Source organism: Natronolimnobius baerhuensis, from assembly GCF_002177135.1.
Taxonomy (GTDB): domain Archaea; phylum Halobacteriota; class Halobacteria; order Halobacteriales; family Natrialbaceae; genus Natronolimnobius; species Natronolimnobius baerhuensis.
The window spans coordinates 1,193,519-1,208,950 of the sequence record NZ_MWPH01000002.1; the positions used below are offsets into that span (position 1 = coordinate 1,193,519).

Genomic DNA, 15,432 nt, shown 5'->3' on the forward strand with positions numbered 1-15,432 from the left:
CGTTAGATTGCTTTGTCAAGATTGTGGACGAGACACGCAAGAGCGAGTTCACGGAACTGCTTCCACCAGCATCGTGAACGGACGAACGCGCCGTACTTCCGCTTGAGCGTTGAGTTGACTGTCTCTGATTGACTCCGTTGGCCGTAGAGGTCGGCGTCTAAACGTGCGTTCTATGCCTTGTGGAGCGGTGTGAACTCACGATGCTTGATTAGTGGACGAATCTCGTGTTGACGGGCAAGCTGTCTGATTTTCTGGTCGTCGTAGCCTTTGCCCCCGAGCGGGATGTCGATAGTCTCGGGGTTGCGTGTGATCACCGACGGAGCATCTGGCTATCGTGTTTTCGTGTCGTCGTCACGTGTAAATCAAGGACTGCGTTCACTTTGGAATCGACCAGCAGTGTTACTTTGAGTTGCTGAATCGTGAGTTTGGCTCGTTTCGTGTAGTGTTTTGAGGCGTGACTGCGGTCGAATCCCGAAGCATCGATCCCCGCAACGCCGTTGGTCTGGAGCAGTGAAACAGAGAGATTGAGCAGCACTCGCCAGACGGCCATATCGAGTCTATCGAACGCTTTGCACAGTGTTGATGGGGCTGGCAGTTCAGTGAGATTGATCGCGTTCCGGATATGGGGCATCTCGATGAGTTCGTCGAGGAGTGTTCGATACGTTGTGTCCTTTCGAACGTTGAGACAGAGGAGAACGGTGTGCTGGTGGAGCATATAGCGTTGTTTCGAGAACTTCGAGGAGTGTCGAGCTACGGCACGTTTCGCTAACTGAAATGCTTCCTCGACAAATCGGAGCAACCGAGACTTTGGGAGGGTCTGCATCTACTCAAACTACCGACTGAACCTGTGACTCACTAAGGATTACAACAGAGCCCAGTAGATAGTAGCGCGGTTTCTTTATTCAGTTATAGGGGTAAAACTCAAGTCATTTCTAATCACACGTTCTTACTATGAAACAACCCGTCGAGTACATTTCTAGATTCAGAGGTTTCAGTAGCAGTAGAGGGTATTGAGGTTTATTTACTCCAGTCTCTTTCTTGAAACTGAATCGAAGCAGTTCGGTCACTACGTATGCGAGCCTTACACCGAACCAAAATGTGAATTAGTGTGGTGTCTCCCTACGCATCACTCCGAGCTACAACGAAAGCAATCCAGACCCCCATCCCGATAGCGATTCCCATTCCGGTATTGTCCAGCGCGACTCCAAGGCCAATTCCTATCCCAAGACAGACTCCCATCCCCACCGCCATTCCACTTGAATCTATCTTATCATCACCCGCTTCTTTGGACATATGTCCATCTTGAATTTTATAAATATAAGTGTTTGGGTATAATGCCACGGATTTCACCCGTACTTACCGTGAGTTTCACAGATAACTTTGAATAGAGAAATCGTGATACTATCTACTGTTACTGGTTGTCCGGGTGCGAGAATCGAACCGAAGGAAGACGATCACCTCACTTCGTTCGGTGCTGCGACTTCCAGGGTTCGATTCTCTGACGACTCCTGCGGCTCACGAATTTGTTCGCCGCAGGAAGTCCGGGTGCGAGAATCGAACCCGCGTCTCAGCCTCCACAAGGCTGAAGGATAACCACTACCCCAACCCGGACACGCTTACGTGTTTACGTAGGTCCGGTCGACCTAAAATACGTTACGACTCGAGGGCGCCTCGCGTGTCTCACTGTCGCACGCGTCTCGAGCGCGTCGATGCGGTATCCAACGTGTAGACCGGGACGTTTTTCGCTGCCACGCTCGTAGGCACACCAACGCGTGGCCATCACCGATAAGATCTACATCAAGAACCACCAGCAGCTGAGTTCCCAACTCGAGACCTCGATTCCGAAAGGCGCGTTCAAAGGCGCGACGCTGGATATCCTCTTTCAGGGCGAAGGCCTCGAGAAACTCGATGATGCAACCCAGGAGCGAGTCCTCGACTTCTCGAGTGACTTCCTCGACTGTGGCTGTGACAACAACCCCTACTGTGGCTGCCCAGAACGGAAGTTCATCCAGTATCTCCTCGAGTTGCGCGCACAGGGGATGGGTCCCGACGCAATCGTCGACGTGATGTCCGACGATTACCTGGTGTATGCCTATCCCGGCGACGTGCTCTCGTTTCTCGACAATGGCGTCCGAACGCTCGAGGCGGCAGAAGGGCTGGCGGGTGTCGACGGCGCAGACGAGAAACAGGACGAAATTCGCCAAACAAAACAGAATCTCGCACGCTAAATCCGCTCGAGGCAACCAGCCACGTCCACGACGTTACCGCAGGTGGTAGGATTCGTCTTCTTCGTCTAAATCATCGAGCAACAGGATTTCGTCCTGTTCGTCCTCGAGTCGGTCCTGTAACTCGGTGACGTAGGATTTGTACTCGTCTAACTGTTCACGGAGGTGGTCGGCCTCGAGTTCGAGGCGTTCGTGTTCGCGGATGAAACTCTTCGGGACTTCCACCGATGGCGGAAACGCGATTTCTTCGCCCTCGCCGTCGGGTTCGATGGTCCCGCCAGTGAGTTCGTCGTCGGGAACGACGGTTACCTGGCCGTCGTGGTCGACGAGCAGGTCGACGTAGTCTCGAAACACCGCAGAGAGCGAGATATCGCGCTCCTCGGCGATGTCCTGCAGCGACTCGAAGGCCTCCTCGCTGACGCGAAACGAGATCGTCTTGTTCTTGTTGCCCATTCGTCTCTCCCTGTTGGTCCGTGGTCCTGGTACTTAATCGTTCACGACGTGTTACGTGTTCCGCACGACGGATGCACACACCCCGGTAGAATCACTGCTCGCTCGCAGCTTGAATCGCCTCACAGCCGAACGACACAACATCACTATCAAGCTCACTGTCACGGAGATCGGCCCGCGAGTACCACGCCCACGCATCGACACCGGCCTCGCCGTCCGCAGGGGCAAGATCACGGCTCGAGACGGTCGCGTAGTAGATGAGATCAATGTGCTGGTGGCCAACCTGTCCGTCGTGGACGTTGACGTCGTACAACATGTGGTGGTGTGGCTCCGGGAGCGCTCGGCCGGCCGGCGAGTCGACCGCCTCAGGTTCAGCAAGCAACGTGGGCTCGAGGCCAGTTTCCTCTTTGACTTCTCGAAGAGCGGCTTCGTGAGGGAGTTCGTCGCGGTCGATGTGGCCACCAGGCGGAATCGTAATCCCCAATCGTTCGTGTTCGTGTAGCGCCGTTGCGCCGTTGTTGACGATGTAGACCGTCGTCGTGAAGTGACGCGTCGTCTCCATACGAGTACACGTCGCGGACTGCCCTTCAACCCGAGCCATCCGGAGCGAAACTGATCACTCTGCGCGTTCCGTCCAGTTTCATACGTGACTTACACCACCCGATTGTGGAAGGCGTCGCCGGACTCGAGTCGACCGACGTTTTCCCGGACGAGTTCTCCGATATCGTGGAAGTAATCCTCTGTAAACGCGGCACAGTGGGGCGTGACAATCACCTCGTCCATTGTCCACAGCGGCGACTCCTTGGGAAGTGGTTCATCCTCGAACACGTCGAGTGCTGCGCCCGCGATGGCTCCGGACTCGAGGGCGTCGACCAATGCCGGTTCGTCGACGACCTGCCCGCGGCCGACATTGACGAAGTAGGCGTCCTCGTCCATCGCGTCGAACACGTCGGCAGCAATCAGGTGGTTGGTTTCGTCGGTAAGTGGCAGCGTCACGATCACAAACTCGGCGTCGGCGACGGCGTCGAGTACGTCCTCGGTCGCGTACATTTCCTCGAAGCCGGGAAGCGAGTCGGCAGAGCGCCGAACGCCAGTGATTCGAACGCCGAGCGCGCCGAGTACCTCGGCGACGCCGCCGCCGAGCGTGCCGGTGCCGACGACGCAGGCGGTCGTTCCGGGCAGGGTAAACGCCTCGTCCCATGCCGGACGACCCCCGCGACACTCCTGCTGGGCGGCGACGTGTGTATGGAGCCGACGCGCAAACGCGAGCAGGTAGCCCGCGACCGTCTCGCCGACCGAGCGGTCGTGGATTCCCGTGCTATTGGTGAGCACAACGTCGTGCTCGTCGAACGCCTCGAGCGGAAAGCGGTCGACGCCAGCTTGAATCGAGTGCACCCAGTCGACCTCGAGAAACGCTTCCCGGTGCTCGAGCGTGATGACGGCGTCGCAGGCGGCGATTTCGTCGTCACCGACCACGTCGACCGTCGCCGGACAGTCTGCGAGTTCGTCGCGCAACTCCGCAGGTGGAAACACCTGTTCGACCGACTCGTGAACACCGATTCGCTCGAGATCGAACTGCATGCCCGTCGATACGGCCGAGCCACGGTTGAACGTTTGCGTTCCCTCACCACGGTGCCGTCAGCCGAGCCGTGTTCGTTCGGGATCGATAACGTGACACTACGCGCCGTGATCCGCTCGCTGTACGGAACCCGTACTACCGGACTCCCCTCTCGCTACGCAGCCAGCCGAGACTCGATTCTGTTGGGACGCGCGTGTAATTCGTTGATACCGAGGCATTCGTATGGCCGTCTCGCGCCGGCGGTCGGCCTCGTGCCGAGTATCCACACTGGACAGACGTTCTGTACTTTTGGCGATGAGAGTCATTCTGCATCTACTCCGAGGAGTCCGTTGCTTGTCTCTCAATAACAAGGATGCCGGGTGAGTTCAGGACTGGTACACAGTCATATGAAACGGCGCTCCTATCTCACGACGTCAGCAATCACTGTAACCGCGTTCGCAGGCTGTACCGGCGGCGACTCAGCACAGCGCAGCCAGGACGACGCGACCGTCGATGACGACGACCGAGACGATGCCGACGGCGGCGAGGATTCCGTCGACGAAGGTGACTCCGATGACGACGAGCGTGCGGACGACGGGCCGGGGATACTGGGCACCTTCGACGACTTCGAGGATCTCGGACAGTGGGACGCGGTCGTCGGCGAACTCGAGGCGGACACCGAGCGCGCGTTCGAGGGCACGCAGTCGGCCCGTCTCCGGTCGTCTGACGACGACGAGCAGGTCATGATCAGACGGGAACTCGCGGAGCCAATCGACGTCCGCGGGGCCGCCCCCGCGCTCGCGCTCGCGGCCGACGACATGGCGAATCCGGTGATCCACCTCCGAGACGAGAGTGGGGACACCCTCCAGTACAAACAGCACGTTCGCGACTACTACCCGTTCATTAGGCGGAACTTCGGACACACGGCGATCAGCGGCGATCCGGACCTGAGTGCGATTACCGAAATCGCCGTGTCCGACTGGAGCGGCGACCAGGGGCGCGACGTCTGGATCGACGACCTCCACTTCGTCCCCCGCATCACTGAGGGCCGCGTACTGCTCCAGTTCCAAGGCGGATTCGAGACGGACTACACGCTCGCGTATCCGATTCTCGAGGAGTACGGCCTCGAGGCGTCGACGTTCGTCGCCACCGACAGGATCCGACCGACCGAATCGGCCGAGGGTGATCGACTGACCGAAGCGCAACTCGCCGAACTCGTCGACGCCGGCTGGTCGCTCGGCACCGTCGGCGCCCGCCATCAGCACCTGCGCGATGTCGACTCGGACCGACTCGAGTCGGACATTCTCTCGCCCCTCGAGTGGTTCGACGAGCGCGGCTACGACGACGCGCGATACTTCGCGTTCCCCGGCGGCCAGTTCGACCAGGAGATGCTCGACATCGTCGGCGACCACTACGACCTCGGCTTCTCGGGTCGCCACCGGGCCCAGGCGTACGCGACCAGCCCGCTCACTATCACGCGCATCTCGGGCGGCGTCGACCGGCGGAACCTCACCGCCGAGCAGATGATCGATGCAATCGATTGGACGGCGACTCACGGCGGGCTCACGACGATCACCATCTACGAGATGGACGACGAGGACGCCGACGCGCTCGAGGAAACGGCTGCACACCTCTCGGACCTCGTCGACGCGGGCGAGATCGAACTGATCACACCAGCTGAAATCGCGGACGGGTTCGTCTATCGAGAGCGTGAGTAGACGACGCCCGAGAAGCGTCGAGAACGCAACTTGGCGAAAAACGTTCGTCTCGAGACGGTCAAAGGGAGTGACCCTCTTCTCGCATTCGACTGTTTATGCGGGTCTGTTGAGTTCCTTGATAGATGATCCGTTCCAGGAGTCGTGCTGAATACAGGACGCGAATGCGATACGAGATGGGACGAAGACGGTGCTCGATCACTATAGAGAAAATACTTACCGATTCTTCGAACAGACATCGATATGGAGCGCAGAGACGTCCTTGGAACAGCGTGCTCGTTCGTAGTCGCTGCTGTTGCAGACTGTCTCTCTGACCAGGACGAAATCGGCATGAGCGATAGCGTTCCTACCGAGATCACGAACTGGGAAGCGACTCGCGATCTCGCTCAGGATGCAGTGCCAGCCTCAGATGAACCCCCGCGTATCACAGTCGATGGTGACTCGACAGTCGTGGTCGAAGGGTACATTATTTATCCCTCTGGAAATTGTGACGAACTCGTAATTTCTCCAGACCGAACAGAGTACGACCCGGAAGATGGCTCGCTCTCCGTGTGGGTAGGCTACATCCGTGACCAGGAACCAGGCGAAGACTGTTCGATACCCGAGTCCTCCACTCCATATCAAGTACGCGTTAGCTTCGACGACGGAGTACCTGACACCGTGACGGCCCTCGAGTACGGGAGTCACGGGGAGAGGGAAGCAACGAAGCCGTAGGTTGTGAGTGATCAAAGGCAGACCATACTGTTCGCACGAAGAGTGGACAGACAGTTTGTATCAGTCATAGAGAGTTTCAACAGGCCCGTTTATGTAACTCTCCACTGCGTGAATTACTCGAGTAGATGGCTCTCTGTATAGCGGAACGATGGTGGCTCAGTGAAACGTATCATCACAAGGGGCTAAGCGGGGGTAACTTTCGTCATCGCCACCGATCAGGGGTTCGAGTGTCGGACGCAAAAAGCTCACGGACGGGAAACCGCCGTACTTGATCTAACTCTCCTCGAGTCCGCGCAACTCCTCGACGATTGAATTGATCTCGTCGGCCTCGAGCGCGCCGCGTTCGGTCGCGAACGCGCTCACGCAGTCGGCCGGCGTCACGTCGAACGTCGGATTCAGCACGTCGATAGCGGCGTCGCCGTCGTACACCGCCAACCGGTCGCCGGACTCGAGGTTGAGTTCCTCCCGCGTCGAGACCTTGTCCGTCGCGGCGACGACCGTCACCGGAATTCCTTCGCGAGCGGCGGCGATAGCGGCGGCTCGCGTCCCCGTCTTGTTCACCACCGCACCGTCCGCGCGGATGGTGTCCGCGCCGACCACGACGCGGTCGACGGACTCGGTCGCGAGGACGTGAGCCACGGCTGCGTCGGTGTGAACCGAAACCGGACACTCGAGTCCCTCGTCTGCGGCCAGTTCCTCCGCGACGGCGACGCCCTCCCGTGCCGGCCGGGATTCGGCGACGAACACCCGCGACGGCTCGCCCTGACGCAACGCCTCGAAGACGGTGCCCGAGCGCGAGAGCGTCAGTACCGACCCGTCGATTAACTCGCTCGCCGTCGCCGCCGCGTCGTCGTCGGCCGCGAGCGCGCGCTCGATTCCGGTGTGGGCTGCCTCGAGGACGGCGGGCGCGCCAGCGTCGATATCGTCAGCATCCTCGTCGTCGCTTTCCAACGCCTCGGCCAGCACCCGATTCACCCGGTTTCGAAGCACGGCCATCGAGGGCCGGGCCTCGAGCAATCTGCTCGCGAGTTCCGCGAGTTCTTCGCGTTCGCCGTCGGAATCAACGCTGGACTCACGAGTCCCCCGGTCGCCGTTCCGAGGCGACTCCGTCGTCTCGCTCTCTTCTCGCTCTGCGACCAGCAAACCAGCGCGGTCGCGCAGCACCTCGAGTGCGCGAATCGAGAGATAAGCCGCACCGTGATCGTCATCTGCGGTGATCGAGCGCACGGTCGGCGCGACGCGCTCGTAGGCCGTCCAGAGTTCGGGGACGACCGGAATATCGGGGTCAACGCCCTCGAGCGCCGCCGTCGGCGACACCCACTCGAACTCGTCGTGCTCGTCGCTCAGTTCGATTTCGGGGTCGTCGACAGTGACATCGAACAGGTACGGATGAACCACCCACTCGCGGCTTTCCTCGAGCGTCTCGTCTTCGAATTGGACCGGCCGCCCGGAGCGGACGAGTGAGAGTGCGTCGTCCTCGAGGCCAGTCTCCTCGCTGATCTCGACGCGAACCTGTTCGCCGGGATCGCCTTCGGCGAAGCCTGAGGCGCCGCCCCACAGCCCCTGATAGGTGCCGACGGCGTCGCTGCGACGCAAGAGCAGTACCTCCCCGCGGTGGCGGCAAAACGCGGTGACGACGTGCGTTTCGTCGCCCTCGGCCGCTGAATCGTGCGCATCGCTCATACGCCGACCGACGGCACCCGCGGGGGAATCGCTTTCGGGATTCGACAGCACCAGGCGGTGCTCGGCTTGTTTTGTCGATCAGTCCTCGAGACAGTCGTCGATCAGCGTTCAAGACCGGCCGTCGTCTACGCGTTCTCGGCTCGAATCCAGTAGGGAAAACTCGGGAGCGCGAGGAGGAGCGCCACGAACGCAACAGGGAGTTGCCAGTCGTCGGGAAACTCGGAGACGAACAGAACAAGTAACAGAGAGACAGATGCCGCGCCAGACGCAATCGTGACGCTGATCGATGCGCCGCGAAGTGAGACGAGAATCGGCACTAAACAAAGCGTCAGCACTGCCAGTACTCTCCCTAGTTCGAACACGAGCGTTACGCACCCATAGAAGAACAATAGAACTGCTGACACATATCGCTTCTCGAGCGGACGGCGACAGACAAAATGAGAGACCCGAGTCGGCCACTCGAGGCCGACAGTGCGTGAACTATACGCGGGTCGCGTTCGATGACCGAACCATGACCATCGATACCACCGCCGACGACGCCCGAATCGGCGTCGATGTTGGCGGCACGTTCACCGACGTGGCGCTCTCCGTTGGCGACCGACTCGTCACCGCGAAAGTGCCGACGACCGATCCCCAGCACCGCGGCGTCCTCGAGGGGATCGATAAAGCCTGCGCCGAGACCGATATCGATCCTGCCGACATCGCCGAGTTCGCCCACGCGATGACCGTCTCGGTCAACGCCCTGCTCGAGCGCGACGGCGCGAAGACTGCACTCATCACGACCGAGGGATTTCGAGACGTCCTCGAGATCGGCCGGCAGAACCGGCCGCATCTGTACGATCTCGAGGCCGAGAAACCCGAACCGCTCGTGGCCCGTGACCGACGGTTCGAACTCGACGAGCGGACGACGACCGACGGCCTCGAGCGCGCGGTCGATCCGGACGCGGTCCGCGACCTCGCCGAACTTATCCGCGAGCGCGATGTCGAGTCCGTTGCTGTCTGTCTGCTGCACTCCTACGCTGATCCGGCGAACGAACAGGCCGTCGCCGAGGTTCTTCGCGAAGAGCTTTCAGTTCCAGTGTCGGCCTCCCACGAGGTGCTCGCGGAGTTTCGCGAGTTCGAGCGCACGTCGACGACGGCGGTCGACGCCTACGTGCGACCGGCAATCGACGACTACGTCGGCCGGCTGGTCGAGCACGCACGCGAGGACGGACTGCCAGCCCCGCGAATTATGCAGGCAAACGGCGGCATCGCGGACCCCGAAACCGTCCGCGAACACGCCGTGACGACAGTTCTCTCCGGCCCCGCAGCAGGCGTCGTGGGTGCAGGAGCAACAGTCGACGCGGACGAGCGGGGTGCGGAGAGTGACGACGATGGCCCGCTCGAGGGGCTGGTCACCTTCGATATGGGCGGCACCTCGAGCGACGTGAGCCTCGTCCGCGACGGACGGGCCGAACGGGCCACGGACGCCGAAATCGACGGCCTCCCGATCCGAACGCCGATGGTCGACGTGAACACCGTCGGCGCGGGCGGCGGCTCGATTGCCTGGGTCGACGCCGGCGGCGCGCTCCGGGTCGGCCCCCGCTCTGCCGGTGCCGATCCGGGGCCGGTCTGCTACGGCAACGGCGGCACCGAGCCGACAGTCACCGACGCGAACGTCGTGCTGGGCTACATCGGCCCCGAAACCGCGCTGGGCGGTGAGATGACCCTCGACATCGACGCTGCCCGCGAGGCCCTCGAGCGACTCGCAGCCGAGGCCGACTTAGACGGCCCGCTCGAGGCCGCTCGCGGCGTCTACCGGGTTGCGAACGCGACGATGACACGAACGATCCGCGCGGTGACGGTCGAGCGCGGGCACGACCCGCGCGAGTTCGCGCTGGTGGGCTTCGGCGGCGCGGGGCCGATGCACGCCGCAGCGCTGGCCGATTCCCTCGAGATCGGGCGCGTCGTCGTCCCGCGACCGGGTGGCGTGCTCTCGGCGTTCGGCTTGCTGGCGGCCGACGAGAGCTACGACGCCGTCCGGACGGTTGGTTCAACACTGGATGATGCAGAGTCAGAGGCACTCGAGGTCGTCTACGACGACCTCGTTGCGGACGTGCTCGCGGACGCCTCAGACCCTGACGCCGCACGGGTCGAACGCGGCGCGGACTGTCGGTATGCGGGCCAGAGCTTCGAACTGTCCGTCGACGTCGACGAGTCGCTCGACCTCGAGACCGTCGCTGAGCGCTTCCACGCGGCCCACGAACGCGCCTACGGCTACGCGCTCGAGGAGACAATCGAGATCGTCAACCTGCGCGCGACGGCGACCGTCCCGGGCTCGGATCCAGCGATCCACCACGACGGCGCGGGCGACGCACGCGTCGGAACGCGCGAGGCGTACTTCCCGGAAACCGGCGATGAACCCCGAGAAACCGCCGTCTACGACCGTGATCGACTCGAGGCGGGAGCGACGCTCGAGGGGCCGGCGATCCTCGAGCAGGCCGAGAGCACGACCGTCGTTCCGCCGTCGTGGGCGGGCGAACTGCTGGCTAACGGGACGCTCGTGTTGACGCGTGCGGACGAGCGGGACGAGATGGAGGTGAGTGACCGATGACTGAGCACTCCGCAATCGATCCGGTGACGCTCGAGGTCCTGCGAAATCAACTCGAAAGCGTCGCTGAGGAGATGGGACAGACGCTCATCCGCGGAGCGTACTCGCCGAACATCAAGGAACGCCGGGACTGCTCGACAGCGCTGTTCGACGCGGAGGGCCGGATGATCGCCCAGGCCGAACACATTCCGGTGCATCTGGGCGCGATGCCCGCAGCCGTCGACGCGGTCCTCGAGTGCGACCCCGAGCCGGGCGACGTGTTCGTGCTCAACGACCCCTTCGCGGGCGGGACGCATCTGCCGGACGTGACGATGGTCTCGCCGCTCGCCGTTGGTACGGCCGGACGAGCGAACGAGTGCGACGAGGACGGCGAGAACAGCGCAGAAATCGTCGGCTACGCCGTCTCCCGCGCCCACCACGCAGACGTTGGCGGGATGACCCCCGGAAGCATGCCTGCTGGCGCGCAAGAAATCTATCAAGAGGGACTCCGGATACCGCCCACACGGCTCGTCGCAGGCGGCGAGACGCGCGCGGACGTACGCTCGCTGATCCTCGCGAACGTCCGCAATCCGCGCGAGCGACGGGCGGACCTGCGGGCACAGCAAGCCGCAAACGAACGCGCGTCGGAGCGCCTCGAGAGCTTGTTCGCCGAACACGGCCGCGACACCGTCCTCGAGGGCTTTTCCGCCGTCATCGACTACTCGCGCGAGCGAATCGAGTCGGAACTTGAGGCGCTGCCAGACGGCACCTATCGGGCGACCGACGTGCTCGAGGGCGACGGCGTCACCGACGAAGATATCGAGATCTGTGCCACCGTGACGGTCGACGGCGCGACGCTCGAGGTCGATTTCGCGGGCACGGCAGACCAACTCGCGGGCAACTGTAACGCGCCGCTGTCGGTCGCACAGAGTGCAGTCTACTTCGTCGTGCGCTGTCTCACGGACCCCGAAATCCCGCCGAACGAGGGCTGTTACGACCCCGTCAGTGTACACGCGCCCGAGGGTTCCTTGTTGAATCCGGAGCCGCCCGCAGCGGTCGTCGGCGGCAACGTCGAGACCAGCCAGCGCGTGACGGACGTGGTCTTTGCAGCGCTCGCACAGGCCGCACCCGACCGCGTGCCCGCACAGGGCCAGGGAACGATGAATAACCTCACAATCGGCGGCCGCGACGGCTCGTTTACCTACTACGAGACCATCGGCGGCGGCTTCGGTGCCCGATCCGACCGCGACGGCATGGACGGCGTCCAGGTCGGCATGACCAACACCCTGAACACGCCCGTCGAATCCCTCGAGGCGGAGTACCCGCTCCGGGTCGAGCGCTACGCGCTTCGGGAGGGAAGCGGCGGCCGCGGCCGGCACCGGGGTGGGATGGGCATCGAGCGCAGCGTCACCCTCGAGTCGGATGCGACGGTCTCGCTGTTGACCGAGCGCCGCCGTCACGCGCCAAAGGGCGTCGACGGCGGCGAAAACGGTGCAGTCGGCGAGAATCTCATCGACGGGGAGACTGTGCCCGCGAAGACAACGCTTGACGTGGAAGCGGGGACGACCGTCACGGTGCGGACGCCGGGCGGGGGCGGGCACGGCGATCCAGAGAAGTCACAATAAGCCGCTGCTATCATGTGGTTTCTCGTGTAGCTACAGACAGGTTCTCTCTGGCTAGGCAGAACACTTTGATTCGCTGAAAAAGCCTCGTTCCCTACCGTGCTTGGTTCTGTCCGTTCACTCGGGTGGAACCTATAGTAACAACTGAAACTGTTTACACACCAATCGCATAGCCGTCGTTCGATTGGGTGTGCACTGACTTTCAGTGGCTACTATAGTCCGTGGAAATTTCGAAACGTGCGCCGCCGCTATTGCTTTCAGTCACTGTCACTTCCCAGTCATGGCCGTTGATCACCTTACTGACGATATTCAGTCCAAGGCCGGTCCCATCACTGGTACCTGAGTAGCCAGCATCGAATATCTGATCGCGCTCAGACTGCGGGATACCTGCACCGTCATCTGATACATAGAATCCGTCTTCAAGATCGCCGATAGTAACCGTGACAGTATCTCCACCATGGGTTACGGCGTTCTTCATAAGATTCTCCAGCAACTGTTTGAGCCGGCTGGGATCGGCCGCAAGATGACTGGTTGTCTCTGTCCGTAGTGTTGCCTCAGGTGAGTCGACCGTTCGCCAACAGGTTTCGGCAAGCGCTGCAAGGTCAACAGCCTGGATATCGTCGACAGCGCCCCCATCTCGTGCGATTGTGAGCAGATCATCAATGAGCGCCTCCATCCGCTCGTGAGAGTGTTCGATTTCGGCAAGTCGCGAGTCATCGTAGTCATCTTGGATCGACTCTAGGTAGCCGATGGCCACGTTCAATGGATTTCGCAGGTCGTGCGAAACAACGGACGCGAATTCATCGAGCCGATTGTTCTGAGCGACAAGTTGATTGAACTGGGAGCGGTGCGCGAGCAGATTCGAGAGTCGACGGATGAGTATCTGCTGTTGAACCGGTGCATCGACAACATCATCAATAAGCGGTCTGTCGTCCCCGGGGGCTGTCAACAGTGACTCGTCGACGGTCGTCTCGGTCCGTCGAATCAGGACGATTGGAGTAAACGACGGGTCAGCCCCACTATCCAATCGCTCGAGTCGGTCGTGGTACTGTGAGAACGCCCGGTCGTCGACCAGATACAGATCACCGATCAGTTCGTCCATCACAGTACTGACCGTAAACTGGTCTTCGAGGAGTCCCTCCAGTGCGTTTCTGTTGGCCTCGTCGGCGACGAGCAACTGAACCGTATTCGTCGTCTCGGTCGTCATCGGATCAGTGAAATGGTTGGCAGTACCGCCAGCGGTTCGTTCGGTGTGTTGATCCAGCGAGTCCCAATACCGATCACACTCATAGTCGGCGTGAACTGCACTTTGTCCTATCGGCCCGTTGAGTCCGATTTCTGTGGAATCCCCTCGAGAATCCCACGAACCCCAGTCAGTGGCTCGCCGACGTCGATGCCGTTCGGTGTGATCGTAAACTCCCGAAGCGACCGCTCGAAATTCCCGGCACGCTTTTTGAGAACACCAATCCCCTTGCGGAGTTCCCCATCAATCTCGACGTAGTTGAGATAGATGATAGTGTCCGCAATGTAGCTGATGTTCGCACTCGAGGCACTCGGCATGCCACTTACCTGATCCGTGGCGTCGAGAAGCAGGACGGCCACGTCCCTGTTTTTGAGATACCGGATTAGTGCGTGGAGTTTCTGGCCGAGTTCATCCGTTTTGCCCTGCATCGAGACTTTGTAGCCGTCAACGCCATCGATCATGATCAGGTCGGTGTCGTCGGTATCGATTCGGGTCATGACCCGCTGTGCGAACTCTTCGGCCGACATCGAGAGTGGTTCGATGGCTTCGATTGACAGCGCTCCCCGTTCCTGTTGTGCCGAAATTGGCACGCCCAGTGCGTCAGATCGGTGCATGTAGGTCTTCGGTGACTCTTCGAAAAGATACGCCACCGGGTTGGCACCGCGTTCGGCCGCGGCGGAGAGAAACTGAGTTCCGGTCGTCGTCTTCCCGACGCCAGTCGGCCCGGTGATAAACGTCGCCGTTCCTCGCTCGAGCCCGCCACCGAGCAGTGTATCGAGTGCCTCGATCCCCGAGGGCGTCTGTTCGGGATCGAACTCGCGATAGTTGTGTTCCGGCACCAGACTCGGATACACCTCGAACCCGCTCGAGCGAATCTCGAGGCCGTGGCTCCCGTCCTGTTGGCCGATGCCACGGTGTTTGGGGACGGCGATCCGCCGCCCATCGACGCCGCGCTCGAGTTCGACGATGCCGTCACTCAACGACCGGACTTCGTCGTCGGCTCGTGACGGTTCGTCCGTCTTCGTCGCGATGACTGTCGTTTCCCTCCCTTTCAGAAATCGCATAAACGAAATCAGGCGCTTGCGAAATTGGTACTCCGATGGCTCGATGTATTGCAACTGTGAGATTGGATCGAGTAACACGCGGTCGGGGTTGATCCCCTCGATTGCAGCCCTGATCTCCGCAATAAAGTGTTCGGATTCGACCACCTTTGTGTCTACGAGGTCGTAAGTGCTATCGGATTCGAAAAAATCGGAGTCCGGACCGAGATCGAGAAATTCGGCGTTCGAGAGATCAAGACCCAAACTCGAGGCGTTCGCGAGAATTTCGTCTTCGGACTCTTCACCGTGGACGAAGAGCACGGTTTCGTCGTTCTCGAGACCGGTTTCAAGGAATTTCATCCCGAGTAAGGTCTTGCCAGTCCCGGGACGGCCGACGACGAGATAGAGTCGGCCGATCACCAATCCGCCGTTGAGAATTTTATCAAGTCCACCAACCCCGGTCTTGATCGTTTGTAATGTGGTTCCCATAGAGTATCCATTCGGAAGAACGGCTCACAAATAAATTTGTACGAAGAACGGCTGATAGGAGCCCTGTCGGCTGTGGCCACGAATGGCAATGGATAGACAACAGTCGTCGGCGAACGCTCTCGAG

Annotated in this window: 13 protein-coding genes, 1 tRNA gene and 1 pseudogene; 5 read left to right on the forward strand and 10 right to left on the reverse strand. The window is 60.9% G+C overall.

Features of this window, described 5'->3' with window-relative positions; all coding sequences use genetic code 11:
- Positions 1–2 precede the first annotated feature (2 nt).
- The 3 genes and pseudogenes from B2G88_RS12240 to B2G88_RS12245 all read right to left on the reverse strand — a co-directional run bounded on the left by B2G88_RS12240 (position 3) and on the right by B2G88_RS12245 (position 1,611).
- A pseudogene (locus B2G88_RS12240) lies at positions 3–823 on the reverse strand (IS5 family transposase).
- Positions 824–1,119: 296 nt separating this feature from the next.
- A complete protein-coding gene (locus tag B2G88_RS19605; protein WP_176393229.1) occupies positions 1,120–1,293 on the reverse strand; it encodes a hypothetical protein in 174 nt (57 codons plus the stop codon).
- Between the two features lie 246 nt (positions 1,294–1,539).
- Positions 1,540–1,611 (reverse strand) — tRNA-His (locus tag B2G88_RS12245).
- A gap of 161 nt (positions 1,612–1,772) precedes the next feature.
- On the opposite strand from B2G88_RS12245, the gene B2G88_RS12250 reads away from it, so the two are divergent.
- Positions 1,773–2,228, forward strand: coding sequence for a DUF5814 domain-containing protein (locus B2G88_RS12250; RefSeq protein WP_087714887.1), 456 nt, complete (start codon positions 1,773–1,775; stop codon positions 2,226–2,228).
- A gap of 33 nt (positions 2,229–2,261) precedes the next feature.
- On the opposite strand, the gene B2G88_RS12255 is transcribed toward B2G88_RS12250, so the two are convergent.
- The 3 genes from B2G88_RS12255 to ddh all read right to left on the reverse strand — a co-directional run bounded on the left by B2G88_RS12255 (position 2,262) and on the right by ddh (position 4,256).
- Entirely contained in the window at positions 2,262–2,678 is a 417-nt protein-coding gene (locus tag B2G88_RS12255) for a CopG family transcriptional regulator (protein WP_054862593.1), read from the reverse strand.
- A 91-nt stretch (positions 2,679–2,769) separates the two neighbouring features.
- A complete protein-coding gene (locus tag B2G88_RS12260) occupies positions 2,770–3,237 on the reverse strand; it encodes an NUDIX hydrolase (RefSeq protein ID WP_054862592.1) in 468 nt (155 codons plus the stop codon).
- An 89-nt stretch (positions 3,238–3,326) separates the two neighbouring features.
- A complete protein-coding gene (gene ddh, locus B2G88_RS12265) occupies positions 3,327–4,256 on the reverse strand; it encodes a D-2-hydroxyacid dehydrogenase (RefSeq protein WP_054862591.1) in 930 nt (309 codons plus the stop codon).
- A 384-nt stretch (positions 4,257–4,640) separates the two neighbouring features.
- Here ddh and B2G88_RS12270 point away from each other — a divergent pair, with 384 nt between their 5' ends.
- Complete coding sequence (locus B2G88_RS12270) at positions 4,641–5,951, forward strand: polysaccharide deacetylase family protein (protein WP_087714888.1); 1,311 nt, start codon at positions 4,641–4,643, stop codon at positions 5,949–5,951.
- 240 nt (positions 5,952–6,191) lie between these two features.
- The gene (locus B2G88_RS12275) at positions 6,192–6,662 is read left to right on the forward strand and encodes a hypothetical protein (RefSeq protein WP_087714889.1); all 471 of its coding nucleotides are present in this window, start codon (positions 6,192–6,194) and stop codon (positions 6,660–6,662) included.
- 273 nt (positions 6,663–6,935) lie between these two features.
- Here the strand turns inward: B2G88_RS12275 and B2G88_RS12280 are convergent, their stop codons facing one another.
- Both B2G88_RS12280 and B2G88_RS12285 read right to left on the reverse strand, forming a co-directional pair.
- A complete protein-coding gene (locus tag B2G88_RS12280; RefSeq protein ID WP_087714890.1) occupies positions 6,936–8,345 on the reverse strand; it encodes an NUDIX domain-containing protein in 1,410 nt (469 codons plus the stop codon).
- A 125-nt stretch (positions 8,346–8,470) separates the two neighbouring features.
- On the reverse strand, positions 8,471–8,662 hold the full coding sequence (locus B2G88_RS12285; protein WP_087714891.1) for a hypothetical protein: 192 nt from the start codon (positions 8,660–8,662) through the stop codon (positions 8,471–8,473).
- Positions 8,663–8,856: 194 nt separating this feature from the next.
- Between B2G88_RS12285 and B2G88_RS12290 the strand changes: the two genes are divergently transcribed.
- On the forward strand, positions 8,857–10,938 hold the full coding sequence (locus B2G88_RS12290) for a hydantoinase/oxoprolinase family protein (protein WP_087714972.1): 2,082 nt from the start codon (positions 8,857–8,859) through the stop codon (positions 10,936–10,938).
- Positions 10,935–12,539: a hydantoinase B/oxoprolinase family protein gene (locus B2G88_RS12295; protein ID WP_087714892.1), complete on the forward strand. Its 1,605-nt coding sequence runs from the start codon at positions 10,935–10,937 to the stop codon at positions 12,537–12,539. Before B2G88_RS12290 ends, B2G88_RS12295 begins: the two co-directional genes overlap by 4 nt.
- A 199-nt stretch (positions 12,540–12,738) precedes the next feature.
- On the opposite strand, the gene B2G88_RS12300 is transcribed toward B2G88_RS12295, so the two are convergent.
- A complete protein-coding gene (locus B2G88_RS12300) occupies positions 12,739–13,743 on the reverse strand; it encodes a sensor histidine kinase (RefSeq protein WP_054863895.1) in 1,005 nt (334 codons plus the stop codon).
- A 107-nt stretch (positions 13,744–13,850) separates the two neighbouring features.
- Positions 13,851–15,308: an ATPase domain-containing protein gene (locus B2G88_RS12305; protein ID WP_087714893.1), complete on the reverse strand. Its 1,458-nt coding sequence runs from the start codon at positions 15,306–15,308 to the stop codon at positions 13,851–13,853.
- Positions 15,309–15,432 lie beyond the last annotated feature (124 nt).